Consider the following 17543-nt stretch of genomic DNA (forward strand, 5'->3'; position numbering starts at 1 on the left):
CTTATATTAATATATAGTACATTTGAATTGATTGAATTGCTGCTAATTCACATCCACAGTCCAATCAGATTATCTAAAATTGCAATTCACACCTAAACTGCAATCGCTTTTGCGTAACCGGATGAATAAACTGTAGCGATGTAGCATGCAAGTGCAAGCGCTTTGTCTGGTTTACCTCACCATATAACGAATCTCCTAAAATGGGCGAATTCAGGCCTTGAGGAGAGGCTGCATGAACCCGTAGCTGATGTGTTCGACCTGTTTGAGGCATAAACTTCACCCTGGGGTGGTTGCCTGTTTGCAACACTTCAAAGTGGGTCACGCTAGGTTTTCCGTATTCTATATTCACAGATTGTTTAGGCCGTTCGTCAGGGTTACCCCAAAGCGGTAAATCAATCACACCAGCCGTCTTACCAATTGGACGACTGAGAATAGCCTCATAGGTTTTATGTACCTGATGTTTAGCAAACTGTCGGCCTAATTCTTTATGGGCACTGGGAGATTTTGCTAGGACTAAAATACCAGATGTGGCCTGATCCAGACGATGAACAACTTGCAAAAAGTCATAATCAGGCAACTGATAACGAAGACGACTCAGCACGCTGTCCTGGAGATCATGTCTGCGCCCCGGAACCGACAGCAAACCCGCAGGTTTGTCGACCACAATTATCGCATCATCTTGATAGAGAATAGGAAGAGGCACAGTCTCCGCTACTAATATCGGTTTCACCGGCATCCGCGCAATGCGCATCAGGATTTGGCAATCTTTAGGGGAAGCCCCATAAAATTGTCCTGTATAGAAATCTTCTTTTGGCTCTCCCCACCAAAACTCTGCCATGGCAAGAGGCTGTAAAGCATGGGTAATTGCGTAATGTAAAAGTTTGGCAGCAGCCCGTTGGCAGACTTGCTCTAGAGAAGAACTAAAAATACCGCTATCTATAGCTCTTTCCAACAAGACTTCGCCTTCTCCCAATCTTTCAGTTGCATAAGCAACTTGCATTTGGGCCTGCCATTGCCGAGAAAGTGTACTGTACTGCTGTTTGAGTTTCTGTATTTGTTGATCGACTTGGGTAATTTCCTCAATAAGAGATGCGAGTGCCCGATCACGCTCCTGCTTCAAGCGACGGCGTTCAAGGCTATCTTGTTGACTCTCTCGCTTGAGTTCATTGAGGGCATTGGTAAGGGTATCTCCTTGTAAGGTGCTGTAATAGTGGGTGCGTTTGCGATCGCGCCCCAGTTTTCTTTTACGATGTATTGCTTTTAGCTGCTTTACTTGGACCTCATAGCCCTGTAACACTTGCTGATAAGTCATGCGTATGGGCAACTGGTCAAGGATAATCAGCTCACGTTTTAGCTGGTCAAGCGTCGCCAAAGTTTGATCTTCAATGAGCGTTATTCGAGCCTGATTAGATAATGGAGGCACCCAACCCGACACTTGACCTCGACCATCCATCACTCCGGAGAACCCCTTAAGCACCCCCTTATCACCGGTTGCTGTCTGTACCAGGAGCACACCGTATAAGTTACCTTCTGACAGATACTCAGGTGCGGTGACAAGACATTGCATTAGCCCCCTAGCGATTGACTCAATTTCACCCGTGCGAGGTACCTGCCAGACAACATCTGTTTCGGAACACTGAGCCGTGTATGTATAACGAGGTATAGAAGTCGCGGAATCACCTACCGTCAACTCTGATGGGGCATGCAGAAATAGTCCCATAGCTCAGTTAGGGCAATGCTAGAAAGCGTAACATCCATCCAGTGCTGGCTAATAGCAACACGGGCACTAACCAAGTCCCCCACTGCACATACAGTGTCTGTGTATTACGCCGATAAATAGTTTCCACTTGGGTGTCAAAGGTCATCGGCGCTGACATCCATTGCGTCCGTCCATGGGGATCCACCACAGATGATAACCCCGTATTCGTACTCCGCGCCGCCCAACGATCTGTCGAAATCGCTTGAATAACATCCTGCCCATGGTGTTGTGCCATCATGCGAGGCGGATAGGGATCGTTATTGGATACGGTGAGAATAAACTCTCCTCCCTGACGCACCTGATGACGAAAGATCCAACCATAGGCAGAGTCATAGCAAATGCCCACCGCCGCCTGCCCCAGGGATGTTTCAAATTGTTGGTCCAGCTGGCCTGGGAGCAAATTGGTGCCAATGGCCGAAAGCTGACGTACTAAATTGCCCAAAACAGATGCCAGCGGAATATATTCTCCCAGAGGAACTAATTTGATTTTGTTGTACTGAGTAGTTCCTCTAGGAGAAATTGCCAGCAGACTTTGGTGAAGATAGGTGGGTTTATCGGGTGCTTTGGTAAACGTGCCCAACCATAGGGGAATGCCTGTTTGGGCTACGGCTTCACCAAAGACACTTGTATCTGGGTTCCAGATGGTAGGGATGGCAGCCTCCGGCGTTAGGACAGCATCCACACCTGTAGCGACTAGCTGCCGATAGCTACTTAGGTAACGGTCATCAGCACGACGAAGACCTGACAGCGTTAGCTTTTCTCGACTCGGGATATTTCCCTGGATCACACCCACTTTGATGGCTTCTGCCGATTGGTCTTGCAAAGGTTGCTGGTAAAGGCCCCAGCCAATGAGGTGCGCGATCGCAAAAACCCCCAGCGCCATCACCAACCAGCGACGATAGTCAGCACTCCGTTGCCAGATTTTTGCCGCAGCTACTGCCAATACTCCATTCACCGCCACAATAGCCGCCGTAATTGTCAAATGCCCTGATAGTCGAGCTAAATGCACAATCACCAAATTACCGGGGCTCTGGGTAATTGCTAAAGACGTCCAATATAGTGGGCCCATGCTCCACAGTGCCTCAACACCGCACCATAAAGCTGTACCCACAAAAATTCGACCAGCATTACCCAAAGTCGCGACTCGATTTAGGGCCGCCATCCCCATGGCCCAAGTAATGACGATCCCTGCTCCCCAAAGCGTGACAAACGTGTAGGCAAAGAGTGCGATCGCAACACTTCCTAACCACGGAATTCCCAACCACATCATAGGATGCAAGTGCAGCACCCACTCCAACATGGTGCCGTGATAACCCACACCCCAAATCAGCGCGCATAAAGCACTGTGGCGCAGTCCTACCCCTCGATGGATCACCAACCAAAGAGGTACTAGCGCCACCCAAGCCAAGGGCCAAGCAGGCCACAACCCCATTAAAATCCCTGCAATCAGAAGACCTATATACTTTGGCCTGTGATCAGGTTTAGATTTTAAGGTTAAAGGCTCAGCCCAGTGAGATATCGCCATCCTATACAGACGCTACATGCAACGTTTCGCCAATCCCTTAACCTACAACGAACTCGAATTTAAACTATCGGCTTCTCCCTGGGTTTGTGGTAGATGCAGATGCAAGCCACACTCCTGCTTCAATCCCTTGAAGCGGGTTGCCCGCTCATCGCCATCATCATCCGTCATCGGACGGCTTGAATGCCAATCCCCCACCGTCACATATCCTTGATCAAACAAAGGATGGTAAGGCAAATCGAACGTGGTCAAATACTTATACACATCCCGTGAATGCCAGGACAAAATTGGATGTAGCTTATAAATATCATTCTGCTGAGCAATCCGGCCTAAGGTTTGGCGATGGGATGTTTGATTTGCTCGCAATCCCGCCAGCCAGGCCCTAGCCCCCAGATCTTTAAGCGCCCGCTGCATAGGCTCCACCTTGCGAATATAGTCGTATCGGTTTAGCGCCTCGACATTATCTTGATCCCACAGTCGTCCATGGAGAGCTTCCATGCGAGCCGGACTCATGGGCGACTGATAAACCTTAAGATTCAGGCCCAGACGCTGGGTTAGTTCCTCAGCAAAGCGGTAAGTTTCTACAGGTAGATAACCCGTATCAACCCAAATGACTGGAATATTGGGCATCACCTGAGTAACCAGATGCAACATGACAGCTGACTGAATGCCAAAGCTGGTGCTCATCACCAGGGACTCCCCAAAGGTTTCAGCTCCCCAAGAAACAAGCTCAGCAGCATCCATGCCATCTAAGGTTTTATTGAGTGCTTCAAGATCTAGCTCGCTTTCTAGCACTACATTTGCCATAGTTTCAGCCGCTCCGTGATGCCGATGTGAGGTGTCATAACTTCCATGGTAAACACGTTCTCGTTGCACGCAGGGTACAACATTATGAATTACGCTTAATACCATAGAGACCTGCCCCATCATCGCATCATAATGGAAAGGCTTTCTTAAATTTGTTCAGATAAACCAGTCCTAAGCAGGCTTGTGGGACTGTTTAACTGCAACCAGACGCAGTCGACGATAGTCTGCCACCCATTGGTTACCATCGTACATTTGCGATCGCAAAAGACTTTCCACCTCTTGAATGACAGATTCTATGGCCGTTTCATTCAAACCTATAAAAAGATTGCTACCAAACATTTTGAGCCAGTTGGCTAAGCCTTGAGTACCGTCATTTAAGGGCGTCGGTCGATCGATTAAGGCGGCAAACATCACGTCTAAACCATGGCTTTCTAGCAAGTGAGCATATTCGCCAATACTCGGGAAATACCAGGGGCAGAGTTTTTTCTGCTGTCTGACGGTTTCCACCGCCCCCACAATAGCTTGTACGTTGCCCTTGCCACCAAATTCAACGACCAATTTCCCACCAGGTTTTAAGGCATTAGCCATAGCCTGAACAGCTTGCTCTGGTGGCTTAACCCAGTGCAGCGCCGCATTGGAAAAGATGCCATCCACCGGCTGTGCCACTACAAAATTACGAGCATCAGCGATGACAAAGGATAGCTGTGGATATTGCTGCTGAGCCTTAGCAACCATGGCAGCATCTGAGTCAATCCCACTGACAACAGCCCCCGTTTCTGCCAGCGCATGGGTCAGTTCCCCCGTGCCACAACCCAGGTCAAGGATCTGTTGCCCCGACTGCGGACTGAGTAAATCAATCAGAGCTGCACCATATTCCCAAACAAAGCTGTGCTGATTTTGGTAGCGATCAGTATCCCAAACGTGATGGGCATAAACGGTATCGGAAGCCATAGCAACTGGATTTGAAACGATATCTCAAAACTATGGGCAAGCTATTGAGATGTCCAATATATTTTTTAGTATCTATTGATATCTAGAAAGTATTAGAAACCCATTATGGAATTACGGCATCTTCGTTACTTTTTGGCAGTGGCTGAAGAGCTACATTTTGGTCGAGCTGCAGGGCATTTACAGATGGCTCAGCCTCCCCTAAGTCAACAGATTAAACAACTCGAAATTGAGCTAGGCGTACAACTCTTTGCACGAACGCGGCGCAAGGTATCTTTAACGGCGGCGGGACAAGTACTTCAGCAAGAAGCTCAACAACTTCTAAAACAGTTAGAACAGGCTGTCAGCAAGACGCAACAAGCTAGCCGTGGAGAGTTGGGAAGACTTGCGATCTCATTTGTTAGCTCTGCCATGTACAGCCTCTTACCTGACTACCTAAAACAGTTTCGAGAACAATATCCCCATGTGGAAATTGTTCTCCATGAACTCTCCACCCAAGAACAGATTCAAGGATTGTTAGATAGCCGACTGGATATTGGCTTTATGCGTCCCCCTGTGGATCATCCAACTCTACAGGCAAAGCCAGTTTTACAAGAATCATTAGTGGTCGCCTTACCGTTGGGTCATCGACTCGCCTCACAACCAAATCTTTCTATCCAAGAGTTACAGGGAGAGTTATTTGTATTGTTCCCTAGGGCCATGGCTACCCAGCTGTACGATCAAATAATTAGCCTGTGCCACCAAGGGGGTTTTAGTCCCACCGTGGCCCAGCAAGCGACTCAAATGCAAACAATTTTAAGCCTTGTCACCGCTGAAATCGGTGTGGCAATTGTGCCTGAGTCGTTACAGAATCTCCAGCGCCGAGGGGTATGTTTCATTCCCTTTCAAGAAACGACTCCCCAGGCTGAAGTATGTGTCGTTTGGCAACAAAACCAGATAGCTCAGACGAGCCATACCTTTTTGCAAGGAATATGGACATGGGGTATTAAGCCTGGTGACGCACCTGCAGTTGCAAATTAAACTCCTGTTCAAAGCAAGCTTTTTTGTCATTAGCACTCCAGATTTCTAGCTCACAGGTATCGTTAGCATGGGTGGGGATAAAGCTTAGAGTTAAGGTATGAGCTTTTGAATCATAGGTGGTTTGAAAACTTGCGATCGCACCTAGCCGCCGCCGATCCAGACCAACCGCTACCCGCAACATAGCGCTGAGCTGACTGACAATCTTACGACTCTTCTTAGTCAAGTCTTTATAGGGATCATGCTTGATCTTGGGTGCGCTCTTGCGATGGTAACGAGCAATGTTAGCAATCAGCTCAATCTCAGTGCTGGTGAAACCCAGTAATTCACCATTCCGGATTAAGTAATAAGAATGCTTATGGTGGGCTCCATGACTGACAAAATGACCGCAATTATGGAGCATAGCTGCTGCCCACAGAATCTCACGTTCCAGAGGTCCCCACTGATGCAAAACACCACGGGTTTGATCAAATAAGGCTAATGCAAATTTGGCTACTAACTCACTGTGGGGTTTATCAACCCGATACTTATGGGCGGCTTTCATAACGCTCCGCTCCCGTACCGATTGTTGATACTGCATCCGGTCTTCAATAAGACCATGGGTGAGCATCCAGTCCACAACCAAGCCTTCTCGCAAGGCATGTTCACAGATGGTGATCCGATCCACACCTAGCATCCGCATTGCTTCCTGTAGAATCACGGCTCCAGGCACAATGATCTCAGCTCGTCGAGACGACATTTCTGGCAGCTTAAGCCGTTCACTAAAACTCATGCGGCGCAGCTTTTGGATACAGCGTTCTAGCTCATTCATGGCCATGGTATACCCATTCATGCGAACAGGAACTGAACCCAACTGATCAATGGCTGTCAAAATAGCCAGGGACTCAATCGTGCCAGATGTGCCCACCAATGACAGGGGTTCGCCATCCACCAGCTTAGCCTTCAGCGCATCGATATTGGGCTCAAGCCGCCCCCGCACATAGGCCTGCAACTGCAAAAACTCTTCGGTACTAATGGGATTGGTGGTCACCATTCGCGCATTCAGCCTAACGGCCCCCACCTTAGTACTGCTGAGAAATCGATGACGTTCCCCAGTACCCAAAATGATCTCAGTGGAACCACCACCAATATCGATAATGGCGTGGGGCTGACCATTGAGTTCCATGCCAGACAGCACACCCAAGTAAATGCGTCGGGCCTCTTCAAGGCCAGAAATTAGGTTGATATCCAAACCAACGTCTTGTTTTACCCGATCAATAAATACTTGACCGTTGTTCGCTTCACGGGTAGCACTGGTGGCTACCGTGACAATATCGTCAGCATGGTGACTATTGGCAATTTGTTTACACCGTTTCAAGGCAGCAATACCTCGCTCCATGGCTTCGTCTGACAAACAATTAGTGCCAGGACGAAAATTACCAAGGCGGACAGTATCTTTCTCACGACCAATAATAGTAAATGCGGGCAACTCTGGTTGAATTTTGACAACAACCATATGAACTGAGTTGGTTCCCACATCAATAGCGGCTAAGATTCGATCTTCCTGAAGCGATTGACGTAGTTCAATCGAGGTGTCTGAAAGACTAGGAACATAGACCATAGAGTCTAAGGGGGCAGTGGCTGAATCAACCATCGTGAGTATTGCACAGGGTGTTATTCATCATACATTTCCAGTACTTTTACCGAAATCAGCAATGCAAGAGCTTATTGTCAGCTTCATATCCTAAATTGGCATTTTTGTATCCTAAACTACATTACGATTAATATTTTCCTATGCATTACGTAGTGGCCAAACAGCTACTGTGCATGGAGAAGCTGTACATTGAGCAAGTATGTTAGCCTCTGAGAGAGGTATCGCTGATTGACAGTGCGCAGTTTGCATGCAATCAGACTAATTAACTTTTTGCCTACAGGAGGCATTTGTGCATGGTTATGGTGGCTCAGGCTCGCCCCAGTGAGCGAGCGGAATTTATTAAACGTACCTACACCCATCTTGCTGGGGCCGTTGGTGCGTTTGTAGTGGTTGAATTTTTATTTTTTCAGCTAGGTATTGCTCGTTTTCTCGCCAATGTATTCCTCGGAGGGGGTCGATTTGGTTGGCTGGCACTGCTGGGTGGTTTTGCGTTATTAGGCTATCTGGCTAGTAATATGGCCGCCAAAGCTGACGATGTTAATGCGCAGTATACGGGTTTGGGTCTTTACGTTGTAGGTGAGGCCATTATCTTCGCCCCCCTACTCTATATGGCGGTCGCCTTTTCAGATCCAACTGTCCTACCTACTGCAGGCATTATTACCCTGTTCCTATTCGGTGGGTTGACCGCAGTCGCATTCACCTCCGGCAAGGACTTCGCTTTTTTAGGCGGCATTCTTAAAGTCGGTGGCATGGTAGCTCTGGGCCTCATTGTTTGTAGCCTGCTGTTTGGCTTCTCCCTGGGGCTATTCTTCTCTTTCTTTATGGTGACTTTTGCGGCCGCAGCGATTTTGTACAAAACATCCAATGTGATGCATCGCTATTCCACAAATCAACACGTGGCAGCATCCTTAGAATTATTTGCTGCGGTCATGCTCTTGTTCTGGTATGTGTTACGCATCTTGATGTCTTCCCGCCGCTAAGGAAGTATAACTATCCAATTTGCAATGCAAAAATACGGAGCCCTGGCCAGAAGGTCAGGGCTCTTGTCTATTAGTCGGCACCATAAATAGATTCAGATTCCTGTTGACCAAGCAGTGTCACCATTACCCTCTGTCTTTAAAAATTACAGCCCTTTCACCAAATTAAGAATCTCATTCCCAACTGCTTCATAATCTTGCCACCCTCGTTCAGACCGCTGATCTTTGACAGCATAAACTGGTATGCCTTGCATAGCGGCTTTTTGGAACGCAGCTAAACGAGCTATTCCCACATCAAAGGTCGGAATATCAGCTTCCTTAAGCAACTTTTTGACTTCGTCACCTGCACGGCTGGGTTTAGGGGGTATCGCAGTAATCAAAATCCGATACTGGTTAGTCTGAATGGATTTGAGATATTCAATGGTCAACACCAGAGCATCCAGGGACAAAATATCTGGCATGGTGGGTAGCACGAGTAAATCACAGGTATTGGCTAAGGCGGCTAAATCTTCAGTAGTCGGTCGAGCCTGCGTATCAATAATGACATGCCCATAAGATTCAGTTTGGGCTTCGGCCTGCCACTGATCCACCACTTCAAACGGTAATTCACCACGACTGGCCCACCCCAACGCTGAGCAGTTGGGGTCAGCATCAATGAGTAATGTTCTTCCTTTTCCTTGGAAAAATGCGGCCAAGTGAATGGCAGTGGTAGTTTTGCCAACGCCACCCTTGAAGCTGGCGACCGTGATAATCATGCAGTGTTGCCTATCCTGAACTCGGTGTGAACTCGCTATTAGATTAACGATACAGTTGGAGGGTTGCCCATCCAATGGCAGTTACCATACCTCAGTCCCGCTTAACCTTAGCAATGTCAACCGCTCTTTCAATTCAGTTACCAGACTTGAGAGCTACCCATCGGCTGGGATGGCTGATGGGTCAACACTTGCCAGTAGAAACAGTGCTCTTGTTATCAGGTCCTTTAGGTAGCGGCAAAACCACCTTTACTCAAGGCTTAGGGGCAGGTTTAGGTATTGAGCAAACCATTGACAGTCCCACATTCACGTTGATTAATGAGTACTTGACGGGTCGAGTCCCCCTGTACCATGTCGATTTGTATCGTTTGGACAGTATGGGAGCGGATGGTCTTTATCTAGAAACCTATTGGGATGGGGAAGAGGTAGCCCCCGGAATAGTAGTGATTGAGTGGGCCGAACGTCTACGGTATTTGCCGAATAAGCCAATTACGCTTAATTTAGCCTATGCAGGCGATGGGCGTTGCGCCGAAGTTAACTGGCCCCGTGGTTGGCACGATAGCGTATGGAATGACCTACAGGAGGTAGTAAAGCACGATGAAGTACTGGTTGATGAAGTCTGAACCAGATGTGTATAGCATTGATGACTTGGAGCGCGATCGCAACGAAGTTTGGGATGGTGTGCGTAACTATCAGGCTCGCAACTTTCTCAAGTCTATGAAAATGGACGACATCGCCTTCTTTTACCACTCCAATACAAAGCCCCCTGGTATTGCTGGTCTGATGAAAATCAGTGAAGAAATGGTGGTTGATCCCACCCAGTTTGATGAAACCAATAAATATTACGATCCCAAATCCACGCCCGCAGATCCTCGATGGCATACGGTTACCGTTAGTTACATTGAGACTTTCCAGCACTACATCAGCCTCGATGAGCTCAAAGGTAATTTTGAACCCGACGAACTGCAAGTGGTTAAACGAGGTAATCGGTTATCGGTCATGCCAGTCACCGACGATGTGGCAAAACGAATATTAGCACTCGCTAAGGGGTGACATCTCTTATGTATATGACGCAAAGTTGCCCTTAAGGACATTACGCTTCAGTAAAATCAACCGATTTATGCTGATTTTTTGATTAGAACTGCCCTCTACCTGAGAGAACAAAATCGCTCTGGGAAATATAGATCTATTACAACCTCGCCCTTAGCAATCGATAGACAATCACATCCACTAGGGTGAAATTGTCTCTTAATAGCTACTTAAGTGAGATTTTTAGATGTTTTCTCCATAATGAGACAATTTTACCAGAAGCGCATGGGGTGGCAGCCTACCCTATTACTAGTCATTGCAATTTGGCTAGTTTGGAATGGAGCCGTCCTGGCTGCGGATACTACGCCTGAGTCGCTGCCTGAATCTCTCCAGGTAACTGTAGATACCATTTGGGTTTTGTTATGCGCAATACTCGTATTCTTCATGAATGCTGGTTTCGCCATGCTGGAAACCGGTTTCTGTCAAAGCAAAAATGCTGTTAACATCCTCACCAAAAACGTCATTGTCTTTGGTGTTGTTTCTCTCTGTTTCTGGGCAGTGGGTTTTGCCCTAATGTTTGGAGATGGTAACGCGGTTATCGGTTATTCTGGATTCTTTTTACAAGGCCTAGATTTAAGTCCATTAACGGACGAGCACTATAGTGGGGTCTTTGACTCCCTTGCTTGGGCAGGTATACCCCTGGATGCTAAATTCTTTTTTCAATTAGTATTTGCAGGTACCGCAGCAACAATCGTATCTGGCGCGGTTGCAGAACGTATATCATTTTTAGCATTTTTTACATTTAGCGCTGTTCTCTCCCTCGTTATTTATCCAATGGTTGGCCATTGGATCTGGGGTGGGGGGTTTCTACAGACTATGGGGTTTTGGGACTTTTCCGGTTCAACAGTAGTCCATAGTGTCGGGGGTTGGGCTGCATTAACCGGTGCTTGGCTATTAGGGCCACGGGTTGGTCGGTATAGGCCGCATGGTGAAAACACCATACCAGGTCATAACCTTGCGATCTCAACACTAGGTGGATTAATTCTGTGGTTTGGCTGGTTTGGATTTAATGCGGGTTCAAGTATGACAGCAGACCCAGCCATCGCTAGCCGTATTATCCTGACCACAAACCTGTCGGCCTCCACTGGTGCCGTAGCGGCAGCTGTTATATCGTGGTTAATCACCAGCAAACCCAGCCTCAGCATGATTATTAATGGTGCCCTAGCTGGGTTGGTCTCTATCACCGCAGGGTGTGCATATGTCACCTCCATCGGTGCCATTATTATTGGTTTTATCGGGGGCATGTTTGCAGTCTTTGCAGCGGGCTTGTTTAACCAATTACGGATTGACGATCCCGTAGGTGCGCTCCCTGTCCACCTAGTAGGTGGAATCTGGGGAACAATTGCCGTTGGCTTATTTAGCGTTGGTCCTAATATTAATGATTGGCACTCGGAAACATCAGGTCCAGCCCTTGGTTTTTTGCTGGGCGGAGACATTAAACCTGTTCTAATTCAAATTACAGGAATTGTCATTGTGGCTGCGTTTGTAAGCATCAGTACTCTGTTTAGTTGGTTCATGCTCCGCATCATTTTTGGGCTGCGAGTATCTCATCAGGCTGAGTCAACGGGATTAGATCTGAGCGAACATGGGCTCGAAGCCTATCCAGAATTCTCTCAACGCTCTTTACCCCTTAATAATCTTTTCCATTCTGTCAAGGATAATGTCATGAAATCAAACACTTCAACCTTGAACCACTAAAGAATCATGGGGTGTCGCAACATGTTATGTAGCGACTCAAAACTTTGATTACCAGGGGGATAAAGCAATAATTTAAGTCTATTTACCCTGTCTACGCGATGACAATAACAATGACCAATAAACAGTCTGTCATCACCATTAGTGATTTTACGGCAGCAAAACAAAGTCGGCTTTTTGGGCTACTCAAGCAAAGTCAGTTTAACGGGCAGTTACAACTAACCGCCCATCACACTAAGTGGACATTTGAGTTTTATATGGGCCGATTGCTCTATGTCACGGGTGGCAAACAACCAATGCGTCGTTGGTATCGTCATGTCAAACACGCCTGCCCTGACCTTTATTTGGAACTCTCGACTCTCAAATCCGAGTTTAGAAAGTTATCTAAAACAGAGAATCAAAAAAAATTAACATGCTGGGAATATCAACTGTTAGGCTTTTGGTATAGCCAACAAAAAATATCTCGTAAACAAATCAATCAAATCATTGAAAACATTTTTTTAGAAGCCTTCTTCGATATTAATCAGGCCCGTGAAGTGGTCTATCAGGTGCAAACTGACAATCAACTATCACATCAGCTCTTACTGATAAATGCCGAAACTATCATTTACAAAGCCAAAGCCCTTTGGAAATCATGGCTTGAGGCAAAATTAGGTGATCGTTCTCCTGATTTAGCTCCCATAGTCCGTCATCCTCTAGAACTCAAAAAACAGGTTCCTGAACCTCTATACCGAAACCTGACAATGATGCTCACGGGTCAGCAGACCCTCAGAGATCTAAGCATTAAACTCAATCGTGATATTGTCTCCCTTTCAGCGTCTTTGCTACCGTATGTGCAACAGGGTGCAGTAGAGCTCATTGAAATTGATGATCTAGAATCACCAATTTCACCCTCTACAGTACAAGAGCCATCTCCTAGTGGCCCTTTGATTGCTTGTATAGATGACAGCCCCGCCATTTGCCGAGCATTAGAAAGAGTTTTAGGCACAGCAGATTATCAGACTCATTGTGTCCAAGATCCATTAAGAGCGATCGCCGTATTGTTATCCAAAAAACCTGCATTAATATTTCTAGACCTTGTGATGCCTGGAACCAACGGCTATGAGCTTTGTAGTAAGCTAAGAAAGATATCCTGTTTTAAAGAAACACCGGTTATAATTCTGACTGGGAACGATGGAGTAATTGATCGAATGCGTGCCAGGATGGTAGGTGCATCCGCATTCTTGAGCAAGCCAATTAATCCACATCAGGTATTATCAGTCGTTGAAAGACAACTTTCTAAACACGCTTCAGTTGAAATATAGATAGTTTTATTATCCAATTTTGGGAATAATTCTATTTCTTTAGATATAAACTATCACTCAGGTCTTAAAGCTGGGAACACTGCTAACAAGTTTGTTCTAGGCATTCATTACAGGGTTTGCTCAAGCTATTTTTTGTTTATTGAAATTGGATAAATCCATGGGAATTGCACTAGTTGTTGATGATTCTAAAACTATTTTAGAAATGCTGGCTAAATGTCTGTCACAAGATGGCTTAACCGTAATGACAGCAACCAATGGTGCCGATGCCTTGGCAAAACTGAGTACCCAGACACCTGACATTATCGTGTTAGATGTAGTCTTGCCCGATCGTAGTGGATTTGAAATTTGTCGCGATCTTAAAGCAGAAGCTACAACCAGTGCAATTCCCATCATTATCTGTTCTACAAAAGATACTGATATGGATAAATTTTGGGGAAAGAAACAGGGAGCTGATGCCTATCTCACAAAACCCATTGATCAAGCAGAGTTATCTAAAACAGTTAAGCAACTGATTGGCCACTAGGGAAAAGTTGTCAGTTTTACCATCAATTCTGTACCAGCTTCTTGATGGGACTAGACAAATGGAGATCATAAAAAACAACTATGCAACTGTCTACACAGACATCATCTCAAGCATCAGCTGTAGATCAGTACCTAAAATTTAGCCTACTGAATGATGTGACGGCACTGTTACCGATAAGTCAGTTAGCAGCAGCCTTAAAGATTGAAGTTTCTCAGATTACCGCAATCCCACATTTACCACCTTGGATCATGGGAGTTTATAACTGGCGCGGTGAGATTCTATGGCTAGTAGATATAGGTCATCTGCTTGGAGGAAATCCCTTACATCAACAACCCACACTAACTACACACTACAATACTCTACTCTTAGAAAAATCATCGATAGAGACACCCGAGCGATATCATCTCGGCTTAGTTGTTCATCAGATAAAGGGAATAGAACTATTCTCTCTCGATACCATTCAGTCTCCATCAGTTATATCTGAAACGCTTGTGCCATTTTTACGGGGTTATTGGTTAGGAGAAGCCGGTGAAATGCTTATTCTCTTGGAAGGCTTATCAATTTTTGACCACATGCCCGTTTAATTAATCACACTATTCAACCTATCACTTGAGTTCAAGAGTTTTCTATGACATTAAGCACACCCACACATTCTGACAGTGGTGATTTGCCTACTGAAGACACCACCAAGATGCAGTCTGATGAACTATTCGCTAGTTTAATCACAAAACCTCGCTCAGAAACAGTATCACGTTTACCTATACAAAGTCAGTCTATATCTCACCAAGGTAAACTCAGAGTCTGGTGGCATCGACTGGGGCTAAAGACAAAAGCATCACTATTAGCCATATTACTAGGTACGTTTCCTGTCATTAGCGTGGGTGCGATCGCCTATAACATTGCCAACCAGGGAACCTTTGAAAAACTCCAAGAGCTAGAAACAGTACGCGTCAATGATCTACAGTCAGCAGTAGCACTCTTCATGAAAGAACGCTACTCAGACATTCAGTTTTTAGCTAACTTAGAGATTTTCACTGATCCTCAGCTACGGAGCACCATCACTCCAAAACAAAAATCTGAGAGCCTCGACCAAATGATGAAGGCCTATGATGGGGTTTACAGCAGCATCGCGTTTTTTGATCTTGCTGGTAATCCCATTGCTCAAACCTCCCAAGGGAAAAAACTGTCCAACCACCTTAATCGTTCCTATATTCAAGCCGCTAAAGCCGCTAACGGCGCAATTTTGAGTCAGCCACTAATTTCCACCACCTCTGGTGAATTTAGTGTGTATTCAGCCTCTGTTGTCAAAGATAAGTTAAATGGGCAACCAATAGGATATATCCGTGCACGGATTCCCATTGAAAAATTAGGAGAAATTCTCAACAATTTTGGAGATGATGGCCATAAGTTTTATCTAGCTAGCGAATCAGGGGATGTCTTTTTATCTCCCCAGGCAGGTTACATCATACCAGTGAATTCCTCCGGTCAAGAAGTAGATCTCTCTGAATCCACTGACATTGAGATCTTAACTCTAGCAAAGATTTTTCCCGATATTGCGGGCATTGTCCAGGGTGAGCGTGGTAAAACTGTAAAAGCTAGCAATAGCCTAACTGAAGCTCCAGAAATCGTTGCTTTCTCGCCATTTATAGCGACAGAAAATCTATCTAACTTAAATTGGAGTGCAGTCACTTCAGTTGACTTAGCCGTCCTACAAGCCACTCAGCGGCGATTGTTTTTTGCGATCGCCCTAGGAACATTAGCCGCAGCAGGGGTGGCAACAGGTTTAGCAATTTGGATAACTCGACGCTTCACCCAACCTATTTTGCGGGCTGCCGACGTTGTCAATAAAATCGGAAAAGGGGATCTGCGTACGCGACTAGACGTTACTGGGCAAGATGAAATTGCTCAGCTTGGTAACAACATCAACCAAATGGCTACGCAGCTCAAGCAGTTTAACAATGAACAACAGACTACTGCACAGCAATCAAAGCTGTTGGCATCAGCTACGTCAATTACAGGCGATTTAGACAGTGACCACAATCAAGCACAACTAAATCTGTTTGTTGAACAAGTACGGACCTTCCTCCGCTCCGACCGTGTTGTCCTATACCGCACCAAAGATGCCCAAATATTAGGCCAGAATGAATCCGTTACAACTAACCAGCTTAGTATTCTTGATGAAACAGTACCGTCCCTATTCATCTCACAAACAGAAATTGAGAACTATATCGATGGTCAACCGTTAATCGCAGATGATGTTACTATTGCCGATTTAACAGACAGCGTACGTCAGCGGTGGCACGTCCTCAATGTTAAATCTGCCTTGGTGATACCAGTTGTGAGTCAGGCTCGCCTGTTTGGCTTGTTGGCAATTCATCATGTGCAAGGGCTACACATTTGGACAGAGACAGAAATCCACTTCTGTAATCAGCTAGGTCGACAGTTGGGTGTCTTAATGACCGTTCAACAGGTTTCTTCCCTAGCAGCAGAGCAGAAATCCTTAAAAGAGAACTTACAAAAACGTGCTTTAGAGCTGATGCTGGAAGTTGATCCAGTCAGTCAAGGTGACCTGACCGTCAGGGCCCAAGTCACCGCCGATGAAATTGGTACTATTGCCGATTCGTATAACGCTACGATTACTAGCTTGAAGAAAATTGTCGGACAGGTGCAAATTGCTTCGCAGCAGGTATCAACCACAGCCAGTCAAAATGAAGCTTCTGTCCAAGATCTTTCTCAAGCCGCACAACAACAAACCCAAGAAATTACAGCCGCGCTTGAGCAATTAGATCAGATGGTTGCCTCTATTCGAGCCGTAGCCGCCAACGCAGACCAAGCTGAAGCTATTGTTCAACAAACAACTGCCACTGTAGAATCTAGTGATGTTGCCATGGATCGGGCAGTAGAAGGGATTCTAGCCATTCGAGAAACAGTAGCCGCCACCGCAAAAAAGGTTAAACGTCTGGGTGAGTCATCACAAAAAATCTCAGGTGTCGTTAACCTAATTAACGAATTTGCTGCCCAAACTAATCTATTAGCGCTGAATGCATCTATTGAAGCCGCTCGGGCTGGCGAAGAAGGACGAGGTTTTGCAGTTGTTGCAGATGAGGTACGTTCATTGGCACAACAATCCGCAGAAGCAACCACCGAGATCGAGAACCTGGTCGCCGAAATTCAAGCAGAAACCAATGAGGTGGTAGAGGCCATGGAAATGGGAACCGAGCAGGTAGTCGTAGGAACTCAGCTAGTAGACAAAACACGTGAAAGCTTAAACAGCATCGCCCAAGTCACTACTGAAATCAAAGACCTCGTCAATTCGATTAGTCAAGCCACATTCTCCCAATCTGAGAGTTCAGAAAATATGACTAAAGTGATGAAGGATGTAGCCAACATCGCCCAGAAAACATCAGCTGATGCCAACACTGTCTCTACATCTTTTAGAGAGCTACTAGAAATTTCTCAAGCTCTACAGGAAAGTGTGCGTCAGTTTAAGGTGAGCTAGCTCCAAACTATTGTTTCA

General features: G+C 46.0%; 15 protein-coding genes. 9 read left to right on the forward strand and 6 right to left on the reverse strand.

All coding sequences use genetic code 11. From position 1 onward, the window contains the following. Positions 1-73 precede the first annotated feature (73 nt). From SPB21_RS17840 to SPB21_RS17855, 4 genes are all read right to left on the reverse strand, one after another. Positions 74-1720, reverse strand: coding sequence for an RluA family pseudouridine synthase (locus SPB21_RS17840; protein ID WP_499867330.1), 1647 nt, complete (start codon positions 1718-1720; stop codon positions 74-76). 7 nt (positions 1721-1727) lie between these two features. After that, entirely contained in the window at positions 1728-3191 is a 1464-nt protein-coding gene (gene lnt / locus SPB21_RS17845; protein WP_499867331.1) for an apolipoprotein N-acyltransferase, read from the reverse strand. A gap of 135 nt (positions 3192-3326) precedes the next feature. After that, positions 3327-4088 (reverse strand): phosphoadenylyl-sulfate reductase, encoded by a 762-nt coding sequence (locus tag SPB21_RS17850; RefSeq protein ID WP_163661755.1) that lies wholly within the window; start codon positions 4086-4088, stop codon positions 3327-3329. A gap of 171 nt (positions 4089-4259) precedes the next feature. Continuing rightward, complete coding sequence (locus SPB21_RS17855; RefSeq protein ID WP_499867332.1) at positions 4260-5039, reverse strand: class I SAM-dependent methyltransferase; 780 nt, start codon at positions 5037-5039, stop codon at positions 4260-4262. Positions 5040-5144: 105 nt separating this feature from the next. On the opposite strand from SPB21_RS17855, the gene SPB21_RS17860 reads away from it, so the two are divergent. Then, the gene (locus tag SPB21_RS17860) at positions 5145-6056 is read left to right on the forward strand and encodes a LysR family transcriptional regulator (RefSeq protein ID WP_499867334.1); all 912 of its coding nucleotides are present in this window, start codon (positions 5145-5147) and stop codon (positions 6054-6056) included. On the opposite strand, the gene SPB21_RS17865 is transcribed toward SPB21_RS17860, so the two are convergent. After that, on the reverse strand, positions 6022-7686 hold the full coding sequence (locus SPB21_RS17865) for a Ppx/GppA phosphatase family protein (protein WP_499867335.1): 1665 nt from the start codon (positions 7684-7686) through the stop codon (positions 6022-6024). The two genes, SPB21_RS17860 and SPB21_RS17865, sit on opposite strands and share 35 nt — an antisense overlap. Before the next feature lie 293 nt (positions 7687-7979). On the opposite strand from SPB21_RS17865, the gene SPB21_RS17870 reads away from it, so the two are divergent. After that, the gene (locus SPB21_RS17870; RefSeq protein ID WP_499867336.1) at positions 7980-8666 is read left to right on the forward strand and encodes a Bax inhibitor-1/YccA family protein; all 687 of its coding nucleotides are present in this window, start codon (positions 7980-7982) and stop codon (positions 8664-8666) included. A 143-nt stretch (positions 8667-8809) separates the two neighbouring features. Here SPB21_RS17870 and SPB21_RS17875 read toward each other — a convergent pair whose 3' ends face one another. Continuing rightward, a complete protein-coding gene (locus SPB21_RS17875; RefSeq protein WP_163661462.1) occupies positions 8810-9418 on the reverse strand; it encodes a nucleotide-binding protein in 609 nt (202 codons plus the stop codon). A 74-nt stretch (positions 9419-9492) separates the two neighbouring features. Here SPB21_RS17875 and tsaE point away from each other — a divergent pair, with 74 nt between their 5' ends. The 7 genes from tsaE to SPB21_RS17910 all read left to right on the forward strand — a co-directional run bounded on the left by tsaE (position 9493) and on the right by SPB21_RS17910 (position 17525). Next, a complete protein-coding gene (gene tsaE, locus SPB21_RS17880; protein ID WP_250564747.1) occupies positions 9493-10038 on the forward strand; it encodes a tRNA (adenosine(37)-N6)-threonylcarbamoyltransferase complex ATPase subunit type 1 TsaE in 546 nt (181 codons plus the stop codon). Beyond that, the gene (locus SPB21_RS17885; protein ID WP_163661464.1) at positions 10013-10468 is read left to right on the forward strand and encodes an EVE domain-containing protein; all 456 of its coding nucleotides are present in this window, start codon (positions 10013-10015) and stop codon (positions 10466-10468) included. Before tsaE ends, SPB21_RS17885 begins: the two co-directional genes overlap by 26 nt. Before the next feature lie 237 nt (positions 10469-10705). Further along, a complete protein-coding gene (locus SPB21_RS17890) occupies positions 10706-12202 on the forward strand; it encodes an ammonium transporter (protein WP_250565877.1) in 1497 nt (498 codons plus the stop codon). Between the two features lie 110 nt (positions 12203-12312). After that, positions 12313-13503, forward strand: coding sequence for a response regulator (locus SPB21_RS17895; protein ID WP_163661466.1), 1191 nt, complete (start codon positions 12313-12315; stop codon positions 13501-13503). Positions 13504-13660: 157 nt separating this feature from the next. Continuing rightward, complete coding sequence (locus SPB21_RS17900; RefSeq protein WP_163661468.1) at positions 13661-14026, forward strand: response regulator transcription factor; 366 nt, start codon at positions 13661-13663, stop codon at positions 14024-14026. 80 nt (positions 14027-14106) lie between these two features. Next, positions 14107-14610, forward strand: a complete 504-nt coding sequence (locus SPB21_RS17905) for a CheW domain-containing protein (protein ID WP_163661470.1) — start codon at positions 14107-14109, stop codon at positions 14608-14610. 44 nt (positions 14611-14654) lie between these two features. Further along, positions 14655-17525 (forward strand): methyl-accepting chemotaxis protein, encoded by a 2871-nt coding sequence (locus SPB21_RS17910; RefSeq protein ID WP_499867338.1) that lies wholly within the window; start codon positions 14655-14657, stop codon positions 17523-17525. Positions 17526-17543: the final 18 nt, after the last annotated feature.

Origin of the sequence: Leptothoe sp. ISB3NOV94-8A, from assembly GCF_043421595.1 — a bacterium.
GTDB classification, from domain to species: Bacteria; Cyanobacteriota; Cyanobacteriia; order Phormidesmidales; family Phormidesmidaceae; genus Leptothoe; species Leptothoe turfae.